The sequence below is a fragment of the Bradyrhizobium sp. RD5-C2 genome (assembly GCF_019972155.1).
Taxonomy (GTDB): Bacteria; Pseudomonadota; Alphaproteobacteria; order Rhizobiales; family Xanthobacteraceae; genus Bradyrhizobium.
This window is the reverse complement of the sequence record NZ_BOVL01000059.1, coordinates 180033-199210: the sequence shown is the minus strand read 5'-3', so window position 1 is coordinate 199210 and position 19178 is coordinate 180033. Positions and strand designations below refer to the sequence as shown.

Genomic DNA, 19178 nt, shown 5'->3' with positions numbered 1-19178 from the left:
GGCCTTTCGGGGGCGCGGCGGCCGATCTCACAAACCACACAGGGAGGTACAACATGTCGACCTATGTTCTCGTCCATGGCGCCTGGCATACCGGCGCCGAGTTTGAGCCGGTTGCGGCTGCGATCCGTAAGGCCGGCCATGTCGTCCACACCCCGACCATCAAGGGCAACCGCCCTGGCGATCGCAAGGACTCCGGCCTTGCCGAGGCCATCCAGTCCATCGTGGATTATCTCGCCGAGCACAGTCTGAATGACATCGTGCTGGTCGGCCACAGCTATGGCGGCATGGTCATCACGGGCGTTGCCGATGCCGCCGCCAACCGCATCCGCCGGCTGGTGTACTGGAACGCCTTCGTGCCCAACGATGGCGAATGCCTCAACGACATGGTGCCGCCGCACTATCGCGGCCTGTTCGATGCCATCTATGCCGAGCGCGGCGACGGCTCGGTGGTGCTGCCGTTCCCGATCTGGCGCGAGGCCTTCATCAACGACGCCGACCTCGAGACGGCGCAGCGGGCCTATGACAAACTCAACCCGCATCCGCTGAAGACTTTCCAGGACAAGATCGCGTTGCGCACCAATCCGGCCGAGATGCCGATCGCAAAGTCCTACGTCAACTGCACCGAGGATACCGCGATGCCGCACGGCCTGCCCTGGCATCCGCGGCTGTCGGAGAAGCTCGGGCTATTCCGCCTGGTCCAGGTGCCGGGCAGCCACGAGCTGTGCTTCTCCAATCCGGAGCGCCTGGCGCAGGCCTTCCTCGACGCCGGCCGCGATTAAGCCACGGCCTTATACTCCGGCGCGGTCGCCAGGAAGCGTGCATAGGCGTCCGCGTCCGGCGGCGTGAACTTTTCGACGAGCGGGTTACGGCGCGACGCCTTGGTGCCGATGTCCGCCAGCAGCTCGTCGAAATGCTTGAAGTGGTAGGGCGCGACGCACAGCCCGCCATAGACGCCCGCCGCCGGACGCTCGACGCGCTTGAAGTTCAGCATCATCGCGATGTTGTCGTGCATCTCCGCCGCGCTCGGCTGCCGTGCGAGCTGGCCGTCGGCGTAGCGCACCAGCCAGTTCGCGGCGAGATCCGCACACAGCACGGTGCAGAAGCTCGAGTTGAAGCCGACAAAGCCCATGTCGGGCAGATCGGGATTGGCGATCAGCCGGTAGAGCCGGTACTGCCCGTCGGGCTCGACCAGCTTGGTCTGATACTCCTGCGGCAGGAACGGGACCCCGAGCTTGTAGCCGATCGCGAGCACCGCGACGTCGGTCGCGACGCGCTGGCCGCCGCTCATCACGATGGTGTTGCCGTCATAATGATCGAAGGTGCCCTGCACCGCCTTGATCCGGCCATCGGCAACCATCGGATAGAAGCCGGGAGTCGCAATCGGCACCGAGCAGTTGACGCCGTCCTCGATCCGCTCCTTCGGCACCATGCCGCACTGCTTCAGCTTGAGCTGCATCTTCAGCATGCTCTCGAGCCCGCGCCAGTTCGCCCAGACGAACGGTTTCGCCACGACATGGGCGAGGCGCGCCATCGGACCGATGCCCCAGCTTGCGAACATCTGCTCCTGGGCGCGGATGTAGAGGATGCGCTTGAAGTTGACGAGGCCGCCGACGAAATAGGGAATTCGCCAGACCGGCTCGCGAAACACGATGGTGACTTCGCTGGCGCCCGAATTGACTGCATTCACAGCGATGTCGGTCGCCGATTTGGATCCGCCGAGCACCACTACCTTGCGGCCCTTGGCGAGATCAGGATCGCTGTACTGCGACGAGTGCAGGATGTGGCCGCCCTGCGCCTTGAACCCGTCCTCGCCGGAAAGCGGTAGCGACTGCGGCTCGTTGAATTGCCCGGTGCAGACCGCGACGAAATCGAAATCCTCGTGCCCCGCGGCACCGTCGGTCGAGCGTAGTTCGAGCGTCCAGCCGGGTTTGCCGTCGGCGCGACGCTTCATGTCTTCGACCCTGGTGTCGAACCGCATTGCGCCGTCGAGCCCATGGCTGCGCGCATAGTCGCGCAGATAAGCATGGACCTGTGGGCCCTTCGGCCATTCCGGATAGGACTCCGGCATTGCCTTGTCGGTGTAGCGATAGAGCTCCTTCGGGCTCTGAGTCTGCACGTCGGGATAGGAGCGCGCCGGCTCCCAGACCCCGCCGAGATCGCCGCTGCGCTCGATGATGGTCACCTTGTGACCGCGACCGGCGAAGGCCTTGCCGGCGGCGAGCCCGGAAATGCCGGCGCCGATGACGCACACATGCTTCTGCTTGACCATGAAACGTCTCCGCGATGAATGAACAAGCCCATTTCCCTGCGCGCACGTGTCTCCGTCATCGCCGGAGCCAACTCCGGCGATTGCCGCCTCGCGCGCGTATCGTCGGTGCTCGCCGGCCTAGTCGTTGGCCTCCGGCGGCAGGAAGTCCACTTCGTGCTCGGCGGAAATGCGCACCACTTCGACCGGGTCCTGCAGATTGTGCAGCTTCTCGAACAGCGCCTCGAGCTTCTGCATCGGCGACACCCAGAACAGCGCCCGCGCCGGCTTGTCCGACTTGTTGAAATAGCCGTGCGGGATGCCGCGCGGCATGCGCACGAGGTCGCCGGCCTTGGCCTGCACCCAGACGCCGTCGAGCTTGAGGTCGAGCACGCCCTCCTGCACCAGGATGAACTCGTCCTGGGTCGGGTGAACGTGCACCGGCACGAACTGGCCGGGATCGCTGTTGGTCTCGAACGCGAAGGTCGAGTCGGTGATCGCCTTCGGATAGTAGACCTGACCCAGGATATTCCAGGTCTTGCCGCCGTAGCCCGTGCCGGTTCGGGTAATGCCTTTTTCGAGCGTGCCCATGTCAGCCTCTCCAGTTTTGGATGCGTATTGCCGACACGGAGCCTGTCGCCAGCCGGTGAGACTGTCTAGCCGATAAACGAATCCGCAGCCGGCGGCGGCCATGCTGCAATGCGGGAGCGCCGGGGCTGGCGACATCTGCCCAATGCCGCCGCATCTTCCTGACCGTCGATCGGGCAGATTGCGTGACGAAACGCCGTTCCCCTTTGCCGACGGATGCACTAGGCTGCCTGATGTTTTAGACCTCAAACAACTCCGGGCGGCCGGCGTGACAGCTGTTGGCAACGAGGTTTCGGCAAGGACAAGCTCGACAAGGGCAAGGCTCAAGGATTTCGCGCGCGTCGCGACTGATCGCGTCGACGACGCGGCTGAAGCGATCGGCCGCATCTTCTGTCCGCACGATCTGGCGCCGGTCGATCGTTCGGAGAGCGATTTTTCCGCGCACCACAATTGCGCCGGGTTCGACGGCTTCTCGATCAACTATGTCGCCTATGGCGGATCGGTCGCGATCAACCCGGGTTGCCTCGACCGCTTCTTCCTGTTGCAGATGCCGTTGTCCGGCTCGGCCGCGGTGCGGACCGCCGCGCGCGAGCTTACCACCGGGCCGCAACACTGTGCCTCACTGCTGTCGCCGACGATTCCGACCGAGATGACTTGGCGCGACGACTGCGCCCAGCTCATCCTGCTGCTCGATCGCAAGCTGGTCGAGCATCGCGCGGCAGCGCTTGGCGGCGTCGCGGTCCAGCCGGTCGAGTTCGATCCGGCCGTCGCGCTGAGCGGGCAGCTCGGCGAGACGCTCTCCGCCAGGATCGAGGCGCTCGTGACGACAGCCGAGCAGCTCGGGCCACGCAAATCCTTATCCGCGGTCGCGGCCGCCGATTGGCGCGAGTCGTTCCTCAATGTTTTGCTCAACGAGCAGCGGCACAGCCTGAGTTCGGCAATCGATGTCTTCAACGGTCGCGCTGAGGCCCAGCCGGCGGCGCTGAAGCGCGTGCGGGCTTACCTCGAGACCCGCGCGACCGAGCCGCTGGATCTCACCGAGCTTGCGGAAATCGCGGGCACCGGCGTCCGCGCACTGCAACTCGGCTTCCGCCGTCACTTCGGCACCACCGTCTCAGAGATGCTGCTCGACATCCGCCTCGCCCATCTCAACGCCCGTCTCAAGACCGCACGGCCGGGCGAACGCATCGTCGATATTGCGTTCGATCTCGGCTTTACCCATCTGAGCCGGATGGCAAGCGCCTACCGCGCCAAGTTCGGCGAAAGCCCGAGGGCGACCCTGCAGCGGCTGAGCTAAGACAGGCCGTGTGGCGGTCCGCCGCTAGCGGTGAAATGGCGCCGTCTTCGCCTGGGCTGAAAAATCGGTGATCGGCGGTTCGATCCGCCTGGTCTGCCTGACAAGATGCACGTTCGTCAGCTGCTGCGAACGCTGTGCGTATTTTGTTGGTGCGCTGGCGGACGCGCCGCCTTGGGCGGCCGGTGCCATCAACGCGGCAATCGCAAGGGCACCGATCAGAGTGGCAAGGGACTTCAGCATCGCACCCTCCAGGAGGCTGAGACACATCCGAACAGCGATGGGCGTTTCCGATCGACGCCTCTGCTCGGCGTCTTGTTGACGATGCGGAATGCTGGTCCCAATTTCCGTCAATCGCAACAATAATCATCAGATGCCGATTTTTTGGACAAGCCGCCGCGTCCATCAGGAAAGCAGCACCCGATGACGAGCAGCCGATTGCGGTGCAACGGAAGTTGCGGTCGGCGGCGGCCCTGGCGTTGGTGTCACCTGCTCCGCCCTGCCGTCCTTTCCGGCGCTATGCCGCGACGGCCGTCTTCTGCCGCCATCCGCCGCAGTACATCCTGCACCGACGGTCGCATCTGGTTACGGGATTGCCGAGACATCTTCCGTCGGCAGCCGGCAGAGCCGCTGTGCGATCCGCTCCGCTTCGACGGCCGTCCGTCCCGGCGGAACGATCATGTCGATCAAGCCCGCATCAAAGGCTCGCTCCGCGCGCATCAACCGTCCGGGGACAAGCATCGCAAGGGCGCGATGATGAGCAAGCCGCCTTGGTATCAGCAAACTCATCGCACCGTCCGGGACCAGATCATGGGATTCGAGCGGCGAGGTAAACGTCGCGGATGTGGCAGCGATGATCTGGTCGCAATAAAACACAATGGCCGTACCGATACCTGCCGTCGCTCCCTCGACGGCGGCGATGATCGGTTTTGCATTGTTTGCGAGCACGTGGAGGAGCCTGGTCACGCTCCGCTGCGGAAACCCTTCCGGCACCGCGCCACCGACAGCACGATGTTCTGCGGTCTCGCGGCCTGCCGCGAAGCGATCGAACCCGCCGGCAACGACGATGCAGCGAATGGCAGAATTGTGCTGCGCCGATTCGATGGCCCTCGCCATGACAAGGTACAAGTCATCCGCGAGCGCGTTGATCCCCTCCGCGGGCAGCACTGCAATAGTTCGTACCACCCCCTGCTCGCCGACCTCGACGCGTCCGGCCACCGGGTCAATTCTCCGCCGGTGCACGCCACATCGGAGATTTCGGGCCGCCGTAGTAGCGCATTTGAGAGCCGCCGGACGTGTCCGGCGCTCCGATGTCGCTGGCACAGCCGGCAGCCGTGGCGCAGACGACGGCGAGCACAACGATGCGCAGCAGCAGCTGTCTTGATGTCGAGATCGTCACAGCATCCTCCTCACCCTCTCGCGCTGCCTCAGTACTTCGCGACAACGGGACCGCCGAACTTGTAGTCGAGACCGACCGTCACGACCGAAAACGTGTTGTCGACCGTGTAGGGAATCTGGCCGTTCAGCGGCGCCGCGCGCTCGTACCGGCCGAAGTCGTAGTAGCGATACTCGAACTTGCCGATCAGGTTGTCGGTGAGCGCATAGGCGATGCCGCCGCCCGCGGTCAGGCCACTCCTGTTGGCGTTGAACTGATCGACGCCGAATACCGGATCGGTGTTGGTGTGCTGGAGCTCGCCATAGGCCCAACCGCCGGTGAAGAACAGCAGCAGCCGGTCGACCGCGATGCCGCCGCGCACACGAACCGTGAAGCCGTCGCGCAGACTGGTCGCATCGACCGAGCCGATCGGCAGGGTCCCGGCATTGAACTGGTCGACATCGCTGCCCTTGATGCCGGACCAGAAGCCGTCGGCTTCGACGCCGACCACGATGTTGCCGCTCTGCGCGTTGTAGCCGAGCTCGCCGCCCGCGATGCCGCCGCTCGATGAATAGTTGATGGTGTAGTTGGCGAAGCCGGCCGGCCCGAGCGCGTTGTTGAGATTGTGGTTACCGAAACCACCGCCGCCGAACACGCCGACATAGAAGCCGGACCAGTCGTATGCCGGCGCCGCGATCACAGGCGCCTTGGTGTAGAGCGGCAGGTCCGCACTGCTTGCCGGAGTGGCGAGCAACAGCGCTCCGAGCGCTGCGGTGGCGAAGAGAACGTGCTTCATTGTGAATCCCCTAATTTCTGATGGAAGCGCCGGACGGCTTGACCGGCGCCTTGCTGCTCACGATCAGAAGTGAATGATGATGTCCGCCGAACCGATCAGAGCGTCCTTCTTGGTGGGCACAATGCCGAGGTTCGAGTTGCCGTTGAATGCTGCCGCGTCGAGCGCCCTGTAATAGGAAACCTCGGGCCTGATCTCGATCTGCGGCGAGAACCAGTGCTGCCAGCCGATGCCGGTCTCAACATAGCGGGTCTTGACGCCGGTCCGTTGTCCTTGCTGGTCATCGAACCATTCGAGGCGGTACGAGATGTTGTCGAGCGGCGTCGGTTTGTAGCTGATGTAGGTCAGGAAGGTCTGCACCGACGCCGTGCAGGAGAACACCGCGGCACTGCTACACTGAGCGAGGAACGGCGAATTGAAGGGCATCTGCTGCGGCGAGAATGGAGTGCCTCCCGCGAGGAAGGACGCCAATGCCGCCGGGTTGTTCGCATTCAGCACATTATTCTGGTGCTCGTTGTAGGTCTCGAACGAGATGTGCCACTGCTCGTTGAACTTGTGATAGTAGGTCAGGCCGTACCACTGCAGGTTATTGTAACCCCAGGTACCGTTGTTGATGCCGTTGGCGACGACATAGACGCCGTCATTGCCGCTGTCGGTCGTATAGCGAACACCCACGCTGACGCTGGGCTGCGCGCCGGGATCCTTCAGCATCGTGCTGTACGGAAACAGCGGGTTCGGGGCCGGGTTGTCGATCTTCGCACCGACATGCCACGGCATCGCCTCGGTACCGACGGTGAGGCCGAGCTGCAGCATCCAGTTCTTGGTCACCGCGAGCGTCGTGTTGAGGCCGGTGTTCGTATAATTGTCGAACGTATACGTCATCGAATGCGTATACATGTAGTTGTTGGGCGCGAGCTGTGCTTCGATGTCCGGGATCGAGATGTAGCGGCCGAACCGGAACATCAGGCCTTCCAGCACCTGCGGGACGAATACTTCGCCGTAGGCCATCGGCAGGTCGTAGCCGTTATTCTTGTTCTGGTTCAGAAGCTGATTGCTCCACAGCCCATAGGCGGTCGTGTAGCGATAGTTCTCGCCGTAGATCGGCGCGAGACGGAAGCCCCAGTCGACATGATCCTTCTGGACGGTATCCGGCAGGCGCTCGACATAGACCACCGCCTGGTCGAGCTGCACCGTGTTCGGGTTGTAGTCGTAGGCGGCCGGCGAGTTGCCACCGCGCACAGTGTTGTTGCTGAGATTGCCGCCGGCGTTGATCCAGCCATAGACTTGGATGTGCGCGTCGTTCATCCACTGTCCGGCCGGCGTGTTGCCGAGCGCCGCCATCAGCGGGCTGTCGACGGAGCCTGGCCGGGTGTCGCCGATGTTGGTCGAGCCACCGTACGGCCAGTCGGCAAACGGCATCGGCGGCGCGCTCTGCGGCGTCGCGGGCCAATAGTCGCGGCGGGACGGCGGCGCCTTCGGATCCGACGGCGCGGCCTCGTGGCCCCACTCGAGCCGGTAGTAGTTGACGAAACGCGAGAAGAAGTCGCTGCCGAGATAGCTGTCGAGGCAGGAGTAATTCTTGTAGGGATCGCATGTTGAGGACGGCGCCTTCAACAACGGCGGATTGGCGTCGGCTGCGTGAGCCGCGTTAAACAGGCTCACCGCCGTCAACGATACGCCCGCCAAAAAGAGTCTCTTCATGATTTTGCCCCAGGATATTGCTATCGACGCTTCGAGCGCTGTCGCGTGTTACGTCTGCGTAATCATTCGTGGGGCGTTGAGAAAAAGGCGATACGGGTCTCCGCGCGCTTTCATTAAGATAAAATATCCGAAACAAACCCCGCCGCGTTGTTTGCTCGCAGAAGCGTCAGTTGCACGCACGCCTGCTCAAGAACCCGGCGGAAATCTTGACGTTTTGCGACATACGTTGGTTGCGTTGCGATAGATTTCCAAAACTCTGTGTCATTTCCGCCATAGCTCGGCCGGCATCTGATCCGCGCGCTATTTTATTGCTATACAGATCGCCTTGAAACGAGATCGAAGATATACGCGCCTCGTGGCTAAGCTCTCGGCATCGAGCGAATCTTTCGCGTCGAGTGCAATGGAGCGCTGCGCATCGTGGCGAACGTTACGAATTGTGCGAACGACGTCGCTCTCGCCGGCGAGATCAACGACGTCGATCTCGGCTTTCTGCCGGCCGATCTCACGGCACAGTGCCGCAACCTGATCGAGAGCTATCACGACATCCATGGCTACGCCTGCCTGCCCGACATGTTGTGGCGGGCGCGGCTCGGCCCGTTCATCGAGCGGCATCACGAATTCAGGCAGCGGCTGCGCAAGGCTTCGACGACCCGAAGCGCCAAGAAGTCCAACCAGGGTTTTGTCGAGATCGCGACGGCGATCCTGTCGCTGGAGATTCTGGCCAGCAGCTTTGCGGGCTGGGCCGCACTCTATCCGGAGGCCGGCGTGAGCGCGCTTGCGATCCTGAAGCGGCAATCCGGCGGCTCGCAGACCCCGCTGATGGATTTTTATCTCTACCCGCCGAAATACGTCAGTTCGGACGCGATCGCCAAGCTGACCCCGCCGCGGACCAACCAGACCGGCGAATTCCGCCTTTACCGCACGTCGAAGCCGGAGCTTGCCGGCGAACGGCTGGCGCTCGGCTATGTCAGCGAGATGTTGCAGAAATCGGATGATGCCGCCCTGCTCGAGCGCCACTGAAGGCGCGTGGCGCCGCTGTCTTGTATTGCGATTCGATCCATGCGGCGACGTCGGCAATCGCGGATCTCGCGCTTCGACTATTTCTTTTATATTTCTCGCCCGCCCCAGCAGCATGGATTTTCTATCCGTTCCTGGGGAATGCTCGGATCGCTGGTAGTTGGTGACATCGGAGCAGCAGCCGACGATCGAACGTTGAACCATTCGCGAGGCGACACGCCGTTCTAACGGCAATGGACCCGCGTCTTCAGCGCTCACATCGGATGTTGCGGGGGCGGATTTCGTGCAGGCCGAAACGGCCGTGACGAGGATCTTCCGGTGTCTTGCTCTGCGAAGGCGAAATCCTTGATCTATTCCCTGCCCCTGTTTCAACGGCTCGCGGATATCCGCGCGCGCCGTGCCGAAGCGGAGCATGTGTTCGCGCCTGGGTTCGACGCGAAGCCGCAATTGGTCATGTGGACCGACGTCCTGCCTCTGCTGTGGTCGGTTGGATCGATCGGCGTCGTCACGGCGCTGCTGTTTGTGCTCAATGAGCCGATCGCCGCGAACCTGGTGCCGATCGCGTATCTGATCCCCATCATCTATGCGGCCACCCGATGGGGCATCTGGGCGGGTACGCTGGCATCGTTGACCGCAATCACCGCGGCCGACTTCTTCTTTTTCACCCCGCTCTACAGCCTTCGGGTCGACAGTCCGCAGGAGGCGATCGACCTCCTCGTCTTCCTCGTCGTTGCGCTGGTGAGCAGCAATCTGGCGTCGCGCCTGCAACAGGAGACGGAAAGGTTGCGGCGCCGCGAGCGGGAGATCCAGCACCTCTACGAATTCTCCAAACGCCTCACCGCCTGCTTCACCATCTCCGACCTGATCGATGCCGTCAGTCATTATCTGGCCCATACGCTCGGCCAGCGGGCGGCATTGTTCGTCGCGTCCGCGGGAGGTCATTTCGAATCCTCGCCGGAGTTGGGCGCTGCGCCGCCGGCTGTGCAGGAGAGCGTTGCAGCGATGACCGCGGCGGTCGGCGCGACCGATCGCAGCATCATCGATGAATCGACCCAGGACGTATGGCTGCTCCGTGCCGTCGGATCGAACACCGTGGTGCACGGCGTCATCGCCATCAATGCCGGGCGCGGCACACGCGAGGCGATCGCGTTGCGCACACGCCGGATCGAGGCGGTGCTGGAGGAGGTTTCGCTGACGCTGCGGCGGCTCGACATCGGCAAGGCGATGGACGATGCCAGGATGCATCTGCAGGCCGAACTGTTGCGGGACGCCTTCCATGGCACGCTCTCGCACGAACTCTGCTCGCCGCTCGCCGCAATCCAGGGATCTGTGAGCGTCATGCACGCGATGCCGGCCATCAGCGCCGACGAACGGCTGCGTTCGCTGATCGAGGCGGTCTCGGATGAGGTCGTGCGGCTCGATGGCCACATCCGCAATCTCCTGAATGCGACGCGCGTCACGGCCGGCGGGCTGACACCACGTCTCGAATGGTCCGATCCGCGAGACATCGTCAACGCCGCCGTCAAGGCGCGTGCGCCGCGGCTGGCGGCGCACCGTGTCGAGATCGGATTTGACGACGATCTCCCACTGCTCAACGTCGATTCAGGCCTGGTCGCGGAGGCCTGTGGCCAGCTGCTCGAAAACGCCGCCAAATACTCCCCGTCCGGGTCGACGATCTCGGTGCGGACCCGGCACGTCGGCGGGCGCGTCGTGATGTCGATCGTCGACCAGGGGGTTGGCGTCACGCCGGACGAGCAGCGCCATCTCGGCCGAAAGTCGTTCCGCAGCCCGCGGCACCAGGCAAACGTTCCCGGCTCCGGACTCGGCTTCTGGATCGCATCGACCTTCGTCAAGGCGCATGACGGCACCGTCGAGGTCGTGAGCCGCGGCCACGGCCTTGGGACAACGGCATCGATCTTGCTACCGGCACCGCAGACCACGGATTCAGAATTGGTGACCTGCGACGATGAGTAAGCCGCGTAACCTCGTCCTGCTGATCGATGACGAACCGAAGATCCGCCGCTTCCTGCGCGCCGGGTTCGAAATTCACGGCTTCTCCGTGGTCGAGGCCGAGAACGCCGCAGACGGCTTGAAGATCGCGACCTTCAATGCGCCCGATCTCGTGATCCTCGATCTCGGCCTGCCGGACCTGCACGGCAGTGAGACGCTGGAGCGGCTGCGCTCCTGGTCCAACGTTCCGGTGATCGTGCTCTCCGTCGAATCCATCGAGGACGAGAAGGTTCGGCTGCTGCAGGCCGGTGCCGATGATTATGTCGTCAAGCCGTTCGGCATGGCCGAGTTGCTGGCGCGCTGCGACGCCGCGTTGCGCCGCTATTTCAAGAGCGCCACCGAGAACCCGGTGGTCGTCGCCGGGCCGCTGTCGGTCGATCTCGTCAGCCGGACCGTCTCGCTCAACCAGGCCAGGATCAAGCTGACGCGGAAGGAGTACCGCCTGCTGCACGTCCTTGCCGTACATATCGGCCTGGTGGTGACGCACGATCAGCTGCTGAAGGAGATCTGGACCGGCAACCAGCGCGACAATATCCAGTATCTACGCATCCTGGTGCGCAAGCTGCGCCAGAAGATCGAGGCCGACCCCAACCAGCCTCGCCTGCTGGTAACAGAGTCCGGCGTCGGCTATCGGCTGGAAAACCGTCTGGAGACCAGCGTGGCGGACTAACGCTTCCAACGCCCGCCGGCCGGCATATATACAAAAATAATATATTTCCGACGGAGAAAGCCTTAGCGTGCCCGGAAAAGGGGCACGTGGTGCAGTTCCTGATTCAACCGTTTCACTTCCTCGGCTTCGAGGGTCAGAACTGGATGCTGATCGTGGTCGCGCTCGTCGCCGGCTTCGCCCTATTCGGCTGGAGAACCCGGGACCGGAGCTGAGCGATTCGGGCTCCGCCGATGTTTCGCGTCCCGGCCCTGCCCATCCGGCCAGTTTCATCGCGGGCCGCAACATCCCAGATTGGGGGAAGCCAACGGAGTTTCCCATGACCGAACCGACCACACTCGCCTCGCTGTCATCAGCCCTTTCCGAGACCATTGCGCGCGCGGCGCCTGCAATCGTCTCCGTACATTCGCATCGCGCGCGCGCCTCCGGCTTCGTCTGGAAGACCGGCCTGATCGTCACTGCGGACGAAGCGCTCGCCGACGAGGGCGAGGTCGAAATCCAGTTTGCCGACGGTAGCCGCAGGCAAGCCGTTGTCGCCGGACGCGACCACACCACCGACATCGCGCTGCTGCGCGTCGATGGCGACGTCGCGCCGATCAAGCTGTCGACCGAAATCCCAGCGCTCGGATCGCTCGCGGTGATCGTCGCAGCCGACCGCGGCGCGCCGATTGCGCGGCTCGGCATGGTCTCCCGGTCCGGCGCCGCCTGGCGCAGCCTGCGCGGCGGCGAGATCGACGCGCGGATCGAGCTCGACGTCCGGCTGCGACACAGCCAGCAGGGCGGGCTGGCGCTGAACGCCACAGGTGCGCCGTTCGGCATGGCGGTGCTCGGCCCGCGCCGCGTGCTGACGATCCCTGCCGCGACCATCGAGCGGGTCGCGGCCCAGCTCGAGAAGAGCGGCCGCATCGCGCGCGGATATCTCGGCGTCGGGCTGCAGCCGGTCCGTCTCGACGACGGCCTCGGCGCAATGGTGATGAATGTCGACAAGGCCGGCCCCGCGGCCGCCGCCGGCATCCGCCAGGGCGACGTGATTATTGCCGTCAACGGCGAGAAACTGTCGGGCGTGCGGGCGTTGTCGCGCGGTCTCGGACCGCAGAGCGTCGGCAGCGTCGTTGAGCTCACCGTGCATCGCGGCGGCGAGCCGTTGAACTTCAAGGTGACGGTCGGCGAAAGGCCCGAGACGTGAGCAGCGAGCCTGCCGCCGACATCGTCATCGCACTCGAGATCGACGATCCCGCCCTCGCCGACCAGCTGGCGACACTGCTCGGCAGCGTCGCCGGCCTGCGGCTTGCCGCGCCGGGTGAACAGGCAACGGCTGCGATCGTCGCACGCAACCGGGACACCGCGGGCGGCGGCGACTTCGAGCTGACGCCGCGCGAGCTCGACGTGCTGGCGTTGCTGGCCGAAGGCGCATCCAACAAGATGATCGCACAGCGGCTCGGGATTTCGGTCCACACCGCCAAGTTTCATGTCGGCTCCCTGCTCGACAAGCTCGACGCCACCGGCCGCACCGATGCGGTGGCGCATGCGGCGCGGCGCGGGGTGATCAATTTGTGAGTTCTCACGTTCTGCTGTCATTGCGAGCGAAGCGAAGCAATCCATTCCCCCGCGGGCGTTGAGCGATGGATTGCTTCGCTTCGCTCGCAATGACGATTGGATCTCAAGCCACTCACCTCCGGTGTCATCACCCGCGCACGCGGGTGATCCACTATTCCAGAGACGCCAGTCATTGAGCCGAGAGGCCGCGGCGTACTGGATCGCCCGGTCGAGCCGGGCGATGACAGATGAGAATGGGAAACAGTTCCGCGTTCTCGCGACAAGATTTGCCCGAGCTTGCGTAACCACTGGACAAGGCCCCAACTCAGTGAGTGCGAAAAATTCCGTCGCGCGGACACTTAGACCAATTGTGTAAGTAGTCGTCCGGATACAGACGCCTTCTTGATCTCGCTATGCAATCTTCAGCCAACAAGAAGAAACGGCATGAAGAAGCTGATCGATCGTCATCGGGACATTCAATACACGCTCACCAACATCGAACCTGACCTCTGGAGCTGGTCATTCGAAATCAACGGCAAGATCAAGCACGGCAGCACGCGCGCGCGGCTCGGCTTGCTCGCGCAGCGGCGGGTCTGCACGCTGATCGATCGCGAATCGAAGAACGCAGAACGCGACAAGCCGAACAAGCCTGACTAGGCCACCTGCCTCCTTGCTCGGCGTCTCAGCCGGGCGGTCGCCGCCGACTTTGGCTCAAGGCCATGGCTCAAGACAAAGCGATCACGGCCGCAGCGACGTCGAGCCGTGGTCCGGCATATCGCCTGTCGTCCGGTCCACGCTCGCTGCACCCGACGCTCCAGAGCGCGGGCCATGAGAACCGCTCGAGCCCCGTTGCAGATATCGCCGCGAACGACGTCCAGCTGATGTCGCCGCGGCGTCGCCATAGCACGCCGCCCGGTCCCATATCCGGATAGAATGCGATGTCGAGGTCGAAATCCCGCTCGTCACCGAGATCAGGACCGACCCAGTAGTGCGGGCTACGCCCGGGTTCACGCCCGAGGATCAGGGTGAGCGTCTGGTTCGGCCCACGCAGGCCGAGCCAGAGCGGTGCGATGGTGTCAGGCACCGGCGTACACAGCAGCGTCTGCGGCGCGGCGCTTGCCGCGGCGGTGCGGCCCGACAATTTCAGGGCGACCACCGTCGCGGGCGCCGCCATCCCGGACAATGGCGCGGGGCTGGTCCCGTGCGGCAATCGCGACCACGCGACGTGGTCGAGCGATTGCAGCGGCCATGCGAGTTGCTCGCGCACGACGCCCTCGGTGTCGAGCACCTGATAGCGAAGACCGTCCTGATCGAGCGCCGCCTGCACGCAATGCAGATACTCGACGCCCTCGGGCATCCGGTGCGCGGTGCCCGCGCCCGCGGTGCAGATCTGCAGCACGCCGCGATGGACCTGAACATCGAATGCGAGGATGTGGCTGCACAGATAGGCGGTCACGCCGGCGCGGACCAAGAGATCCCAGAAGCGCGCGCTGTATTCGTGGCCGATCTCGCGCTGATAGCTGCCGCTGAAGCCGTTGATCGGGTACACGGGATGATGACCTAGCACCAGTTTGTGCCTGGCATCCCTGTGCTGTGCGAGGACTGCTTGCAGCCAATCGGTCTCGACATGGCCCTCGCCGCCCAGCCCGCTCCACAGCGTGTGCACGAACACCATCAGGAGATCGTCGCGGCGGACCCAGTAGGACAGACCCTCCTGCCCCGGCGGACCATTGCGCGGCAGCTTGAGCACCTCGCGAAACACCGCCTCGCTCATCTCGTCGTAAGTCGTGTGGTTGCCGGTCGTGTGCCACAGCGGCACCGCACGCCGGTCGAGCCAGGCCATCTCAACCTCAAGCCAATGCCGCCATTGCGCACGCAATGCGTCGGCATCGGCGGTGAGGCCGATGATCTCGTCGCCGGGGAAAAGAATGAATTCGGGCGCAGGATGCAGCCGGCAGACCACATTGTTCACCGACGCGAAGGTGCGCTCATGCGGCGCGCCGGGAATGCCCGAGCAGGCGTCGGCATAGATCACGAACTGGTGGCCCGGACTTCTCGGCAACAGAGACGGAATTGCATCATGCATGGTCGGACCACGTGCTCGCGAGCCATATCATAGAGGAAGGCAGGCTGATCGCTCAAGGTAGGCGCCCGGTGCCCTTTGCGACTGTTTCTCTGCACACCAAGACGTGACGCTGCGGAAAAGCTGCTCTGCCGGCGCACGCTAGGCGGCGGCGTGCCAAGCTGCTAGCCTTTCGTGCTTCAGATTGCCTTTTAAGGATCGGAGCAAATGGACAACCGTAATGATGTTTGGCGCGGCGTCGACACGATCAAGCCGCGTTTCATCGAATTGAGCGACCGGGTCTGGGCGATGCCCGAGGTCTGCTACACCGAGGCGCGCTCATCCGCCGAACATCTGGCCGAACTGCGCCACCAGGGTTTCCGCATCACCGAAAACCTCGCCGACATTCCGACCGCCGTGATGGGCGAATGGGGTGAGGGCGGACCTGTGATCGCCTTCCTCGGCGAATATGACGCCCTGCCCGGCCTCAGCCAGGAAGCCGGCATTGCCGAACCTCGTCCGGTCGAGAGCGGCGGTCACGGCCATGGCTGCGGCCACAATCTGCTCGGCTCTTCCGCGCTGCTCGCGGCGACCGCGGTGAAGGACTGGCTCGCCGCCAACAAGGTGCCGGGCCGGGTGCGCTATTACGGCTGTCCGGCCGAGGAAGGCGGCGCGGCAAAGGCCTTCATGGTGCGCTGTGGCGCGTTCGAGGACGCCGACATCGCCATCACCTGGCATCCGCACAGCTTCTGGGAAGTGGCGGTGACGCCGTCGCTCGCCAACACCCGTGCCGATTTCATCTTCACCGGGCGGACCTCGCATGCGGCGGCCTCGCCGCATCTCGGCCGCAGCGCGCTCGATGCGGTGGAATTGATGAATGTCGGCGTCAACTATATGCGCGAGCATATGCCCAGCGATGCCCGCGTGCATTACGCGCTGCTCGACACCGGCGGCATTGCGCCCAATGTGGTGCAGGCCCATGCCCGCGTGCGCTATTCGATCCGCGCCCGCGACCTGCCCGGCATGAACGAACTGGTCGAGCGCGTGAACAAGATCGCGCAAGGCGCAGCCCTTATGACCGAGACCAAGATGGAGATGAAGATCATCTCCGCGGTCTCCAACATCCTGCCCAACACCCCGCTGGAGCAGACGCTGCACCGGATCATGGAAGATCTCGGCCCGCCGCATTTCGACGATGCCGACAAGGATTTCGCCGGCAAGATCCGCGCGACCCTGACCGACAAGGACATCGCCTCGGTCTACTACGCGATCGGCATGGATCCGACCGAGCGGCCGCTGGCCGATTTCCTGGTGCCGATCGACGCCAAGCGCAATCCGCTGGTCGGCTCGACCGATGTCGGCGACGTCAGCTGGGTGGTGCCGACGGTGCAGGTCCATGCACCGACGGTTGCAATCGGCACGCCGTTCCACACCTGGCAGGTTGTGGCGCAGGGCAAGACGCCGGCCGCGCACAAGGCGATGGTGCAGGCCGCCAAGGCGATGGCCGGCCTCGGCGTCAAGGCGTTGATGGAGCCTGAGCTGATCGCGGCCGCCAAGGCCGACCTCAAGAAGCGGACCACCCGAACGCCCTATGTCAGTCCGCTGCCGGCGAATGTTGCACCGCCGTTGGACATGTCGGTCGCCTGAGCGCCGCATCTAACAGGCCGAGCCCGCGCTTCGATGCGCGGCCCGGCGAGCGCCTTTCCCGCTCCGATTTTGATCGGGGCGGGGCTCGGGATTCTTGTCTTGGCGCGGTTTCTTGACGCGAACCGGCATTCACTTCGCGCGAAAGCGCGTCCGTGTGGCAAGAAAGCATCTCGGAACAAAGGATAACGAACAAATTTTCCGCACTGCGAGGCGCGCGCAGCCGCGCTTTGGCGCCGAAATGCCGAACCGATGTGCGGCCCGGCGCGGTTCTGCACAAGCGATAGCCAAAAGACCTAGACCCTGTGGCGTTGGAGACGTTGACCTTCGCGGTCATTCGGTGTGGCATCTGCCGCCAGCACGGCGGCCGGTTCCAAGGCCCGCCGCAATCACACGTGAGCCGGACCGAGGGGACAATGTTCGATAACAATCTGCGCGGGATGATCGACGACGTAAGGAACGGACGGATGGACCGCCGCGCCTTCGTCAAGCGAATGATTGCCGTCGGCCTCACCGCGCCGTTGGCGAACCAGATTCTGGCGATCGGCGGCGTCGCGATGGCGCAGAGCCCCAACCCCTACAAGCCGACCAAGCGCGGCGGCGGCGGTCCGCTGAAGCTGTTGTGGTGGCAGGGCCCGACCCTGCTCAATCCGCATTTCGCTACCGGCACCAAGGACCAGGACGGTTCGCGGATCTTCTACGAGCCGCTGGCCAGCTGGGACGTCGACGGCCATCTCAACCCGATCCTCGCCGCCGAGATCCCCTCGCTCCAGAATGGCGGCCTCGCCGCTGACGCCAAATCGGTGGTCTGGAAACTCAAGCCCGGCGTCAAATGGCATGACGGAAAACCGTTCAGCGCCGACGACGTCGTCTTCACCTGGGAATATGCCAGCGACCCCGCGACGGCCGCGGTCTCGAGCGCGACTTACGCCGGCATGACCGTGGAGAAGGTCGACGACCTCACGATCCGCATCAAGTTCAAGGATCCGACGCCGTTCTGGGCCAACGCGTTCGTCGGCGCCTATGGCTGCATCATTCCGAAACACCTGTTCGCGGAATTCAAGGGCGGCAAGTCGCGCGAGGCGTCGACCAATCTGAAGCCGGTCGGCACCGGACCCTACAAGTTCATCGAATTCAAGCCGGGCGACCTGATCCGCGGCGAAATCAATGCGGACTACCACATGGCGAACCGGCCCTATTTCGACACGATCGAGATGAAGGGCGGCGGTGACGCGGTGTCGGCGGCGCGCGCGGTGATCCAGACCGGCGAATATGATTTCGCCTGGAATATCCAGGTCGAGGACGAGGTGCTGCTGCGGCTGGAGAAGGGCGGCAAGGGCAAGACGCTCTATGCCGTCGGCGGCGACATCGAGTTTATCGCCATCAACTTCACCGACCCCAACACCGAGGTCGACGGCGAACGCTCGTCGATGAAGACCAAGCATCCGATCCTGTCCGACCCGCGCGTGCGCCAGGCACTCGCATTGCTGGTCGACCGCGAGTCCATCAAGAAGGTGATCTACGGCCGCGCCGGCCGCGCCACCGCCAACTATCTCAATGGCCCCGAGGAGTTCGTCTCCAAGAACACCAAATGGGAGTTCTCGGTCGAGAAGGCGAGCGCGCTGCTCGAGCAGGCCGGCTGGAAGGCGGGCTCCGACGGCATCCGCGAGAAGGACGGCAAGAAGCTGAAGCTGCTGTACCAGACCTCGATCAACGGACCGCGGCAGAAGACCCAGGCGATCGTCAAGCAGGCCTGCCAGAAGGCCGGCATCGACGTCGAGCTGAAATCGGTGGTGGCCTCGGTGTTCTTCTCCTCCGACGTCGCCAACCCCGACACCTACGCGCATTTCTATGCCGATATCGAGATGTTCCAGATCCCGATGACGCAGCCCGATCCGGCCCTGCACATGCGCCGCTATCATTCGCGCAACGTCTCTACCAAGGAGAACAAGTGGCAGGGACCGAACTTCCCGCGCTGGGTCAACAAGGATTTCGACGCCGCCGTCGATGCCGCCGATACCGAGACCGATCCGATCAAGCGCGCGGATCTCTACATCAAGTGCAACGATCTGATGTGGCAGGACACGGTGATGATCCCCGTGATGCATCGGCTTGCGGTGGAAGCCTGCTCCAACACGCTGCGGCCCGCGCTGTCCGGCTGGGCCAACCAGACCGACAATCTGCAAGACTGGTATCGTGAAACCTGAGACACGGGGACAGGTTCGGAGTTGAGTGGGTGCATGTTC

General features: G+C 63.9%; 19 protein-coding genes. 11 read left to right on the top strand and 8 right to left on the bottom strand.

Features of this window, described 5'->3' with window-relative positions:
- Positions 1–53: 53 nt before the first annotated feature.
- A complete protein-coding gene (locus tag BraRD5C2_RS38105) occupies positions 54–779 on the top strand; it encodes an alpha/beta hydrolase (protein ID WP_223977412.1) in 726 nt (241 codons plus the stop codon).
- On the opposite strand, the gene BraRD5C2_RS38100 is transcribed toward BraRD5C2_RS38105, so the two are convergent.
- Together BraRD5C2_RS38100 and BraRD5C2_RS38095 are read right to left on the bottom strand one after the other, a co-directional pair.
- Positions 776–2269 carry a flavin-containing monooxygenase gene (locus BraRD5C2_RS38100; protein WP_223977410.1) on the bottom strand — a complete coding sequence of 498 codons (1494 nt, stop codon included), beginning with the start codon at positions 2267–2269 and terminating at the stop codon, positions 776–778. The genes BraRD5C2_RS38105 and BraRD5C2_RS38100 overlap by 4 nt on opposite strands.
- Positions 2270–2386: 117 nt before the next feature.
- Complete coding sequence (locus tag BraRD5C2_RS38095; protein WP_223977408.1) at positions 2387–2836, bottom strand: cupin domain-containing protein; 450 nt, start codon at positions 2834–2836, stop codon at positions 2387–2389.
- A gap of 265 nt (positions 2837–3101) precedes the next feature.
- Between BraRD5C2_RS38095 and BraRD5C2_RS38090 the strand changes: the two genes are divergently transcribed.
- Positions 3102–4130: an AraC family transcriptional regulator gene (locus tag BraRD5C2_RS38090; RefSeq protein WP_223977406.1), complete on the top strand. Its 1029-nt coding sequence runs from the start codon at positions 3102–3104 to the stop codon at positions 4128–4130.
- A 24-nt stretch (positions 4131–4154) separates the two neighbouring features.
- On the opposite strand, the gene BraRD5C2_RS38085 is transcribed toward BraRD5C2_RS38090, so the two are convergent.
- The 5 genes from BraRD5C2_RS38085 to BraRD5C2_RS38065 form a co-directional block, all read right to left on the bottom strand.
- Positions 4155–4370, bottom strand: a complete 216-nt coding sequence (locus BraRD5C2_RS38085; RefSeq protein WP_223977404.1) for a hypothetical protein — start codon at positions 4368–4370, stop codon at positions 4155–4157.
- Positions 4371–4712: 342 nt separating this feature from the next.
- Positions 4713–5345 carry an enoyl-CoA hydratase-related protein gene (locus tag BraRD5C2_RS38080; RefSeq protein ID WP_223977402.1) on the bottom strand — a complete coding sequence of 211 codons (633 nt, stop codon included), beginning with the start codon at positions 5343–5345 and terminating at the stop codon, positions 4713–4715.
- 4 nt (positions 5346–5349) lie between these two features.
- Entirely contained in the window at positions 5350–5526 is a 177-nt protein-coding gene (locus tag BraRD5C2_RS38075) for a hypothetical protein (RefSeq protein ID WP_223977400.1), read from the bottom strand.
- A 28-nt stretch (positions 5527–5554) separates the two neighbouring features.
- A complete protein-coding gene (locus BraRD5C2_RS38070; RefSeq protein ID WP_223977398.1) occupies positions 5555–6298 on the bottom strand; it encodes an outer membrane protein in 744 nt (247 codons plus the stop codon).
- A 63-nt stretch (positions 6299–6361) separates the two neighbouring features.
- A complete protein-coding gene (locus BraRD5C2_RS38065; protein ID WP_223977396.1) occupies positions 6362–7996 on the bottom strand; it encodes an outer membrane beta-barrel protein in 1635 nt (544 codons plus the stop codon).
- 417 nt (positions 7997–8413) lie between these two features.
- Here BraRD5C2_RS38065 and BraRD5C2_RS38060 point away from each other — a divergent pair, with 417 nt between their 5' ends.
- The 7 genes from BraRD5C2_RS38060 (at position 8414) to BraRD5C2_RS38035 (ending at position 13883) form a co-directional block, all read left to right on the top strand.
- Complete coding sequence (locus tag BraRD5C2_RS38060; protein ID WP_223977394.1) at positions 8414–9016, top strand: hypothetical protein; 603 nt, start codon at positions 8414–8416, stop codon at positions 9014–9016.
- A gap of 342 nt (positions 9017–9358) precedes the next feature.
- The gene (locus BraRD5C2_RS38055) at positions 9359–10987 is read left to right on the top strand and encodes a DUF4118 domain-containing protein (protein ID WP_223977392.1); all 1629 of its coding nucleotides are present in this window, start codon (positions 9359–9361) and stop codon (positions 10985–10987) included.
- The gene (locus tag BraRD5C2_RS38050; RefSeq protein ID WP_223977390.1) at positions 10980–11693 is read left to right on the top strand and encodes a response regulator; all 714 of its coding nucleotides are present in this window, start codon (positions 10980–10982) and stop codon (positions 11691–11693) included. Before BraRD5C2_RS38055 ends, BraRD5C2_RS38050 begins: the two co-directional genes overlap by 8 nt.
- Positions 11694–11779: 86 nt before the next feature.
- Complete coding sequence (locus BraRD5C2_RS39500) at positions 11780–11905, top strand: hypothetical protein (protein ID WP_263010108.1); 126 nt, start codon at positions 11780–11782, stop codon at positions 11903–11905.
- 104 nt (positions 11906–12009) lie between these two features.
- Positions 12010–12876 carry a S1C family serine protease gene (locus BraRD5C2_RS38045; protein WP_223977387.1) on the top strand — a complete coding sequence of 289 codons (867 nt, stop codon included), beginning with the start codon at positions 12010–12012 and terminating at the stop codon, positions 12874–12876.
- Positions 12873–13247 carry a response regulator transcription factor gene (locus BraRD5C2_RS38040; protein ID WP_223977385.1) on the top strand — a complete coding sequence of 125 codons (375 nt, stop codon included), beginning with the start codon at positions 12873–12875 and terminating at the stop codon, positions 13245–13247. Before BraRD5C2_RS38045 ends, BraRD5C2_RS38040 begins: the two co-directional genes overlap by 4 nt.
- Positions 13248–13670: 423 nt before the next feature.
- Positions 13671–13883, top strand: coding sequence for a hypothetical protein (locus tag BraRD5C2_RS38035; RefSeq protein ID WP_223977383.1), 213 nt, complete (start codon positions 13671–13673; stop codon positions 13881–13883).
- A 67-nt stretch (positions 13884–13950) separates the two neighbouring features.
- Here BraRD5C2_RS38035 and BraRD5C2_RS38030 read toward each other — a convergent pair whose 3' ends face one another.
- Positions 13951–15312, bottom strand: a complete 1362-nt coding sequence (locus tag BraRD5C2_RS38030; RefSeq protein WP_223977381.1) for a metallophosphoesterase family protein — start codon at positions 15310–15312, stop codon at positions 13951–13953.
- Between the two features lie 204 nt (positions 15313–15516).
- On the opposite strand from BraRD5C2_RS38030, the gene BraRD5C2_RS38025 reads away from it, so the two are divergent.
- Both BraRD5C2_RS38025 and BraRD5C2_RS38020 read left to right on the top strand, forming a co-directional pair.
- Positions 15517–16935 (top strand): M20 family metallopeptidase, encoded by a 1419-nt coding sequence (locus BraRD5C2_RS38025; protein WP_223977379.1) that lies wholly within the window; start codon positions 15517–15519, stop codon positions 16933–16935.
- 413 nt (positions 16936–17348) lie between these two features.
- The gene (locus BraRD5C2_RS38020) at positions 17349–19139 is read left to right on the top strand and encodes a peptide ABC transporter substrate-binding protein (RefSeq protein WP_223977377.1); all 1791 of its coding nucleotides are present in this window, start codon (positions 17349–17351) and stop codon (positions 19137–19139) included.
- Positions 19140–19178 lie beyond the last annotated feature (39 nt).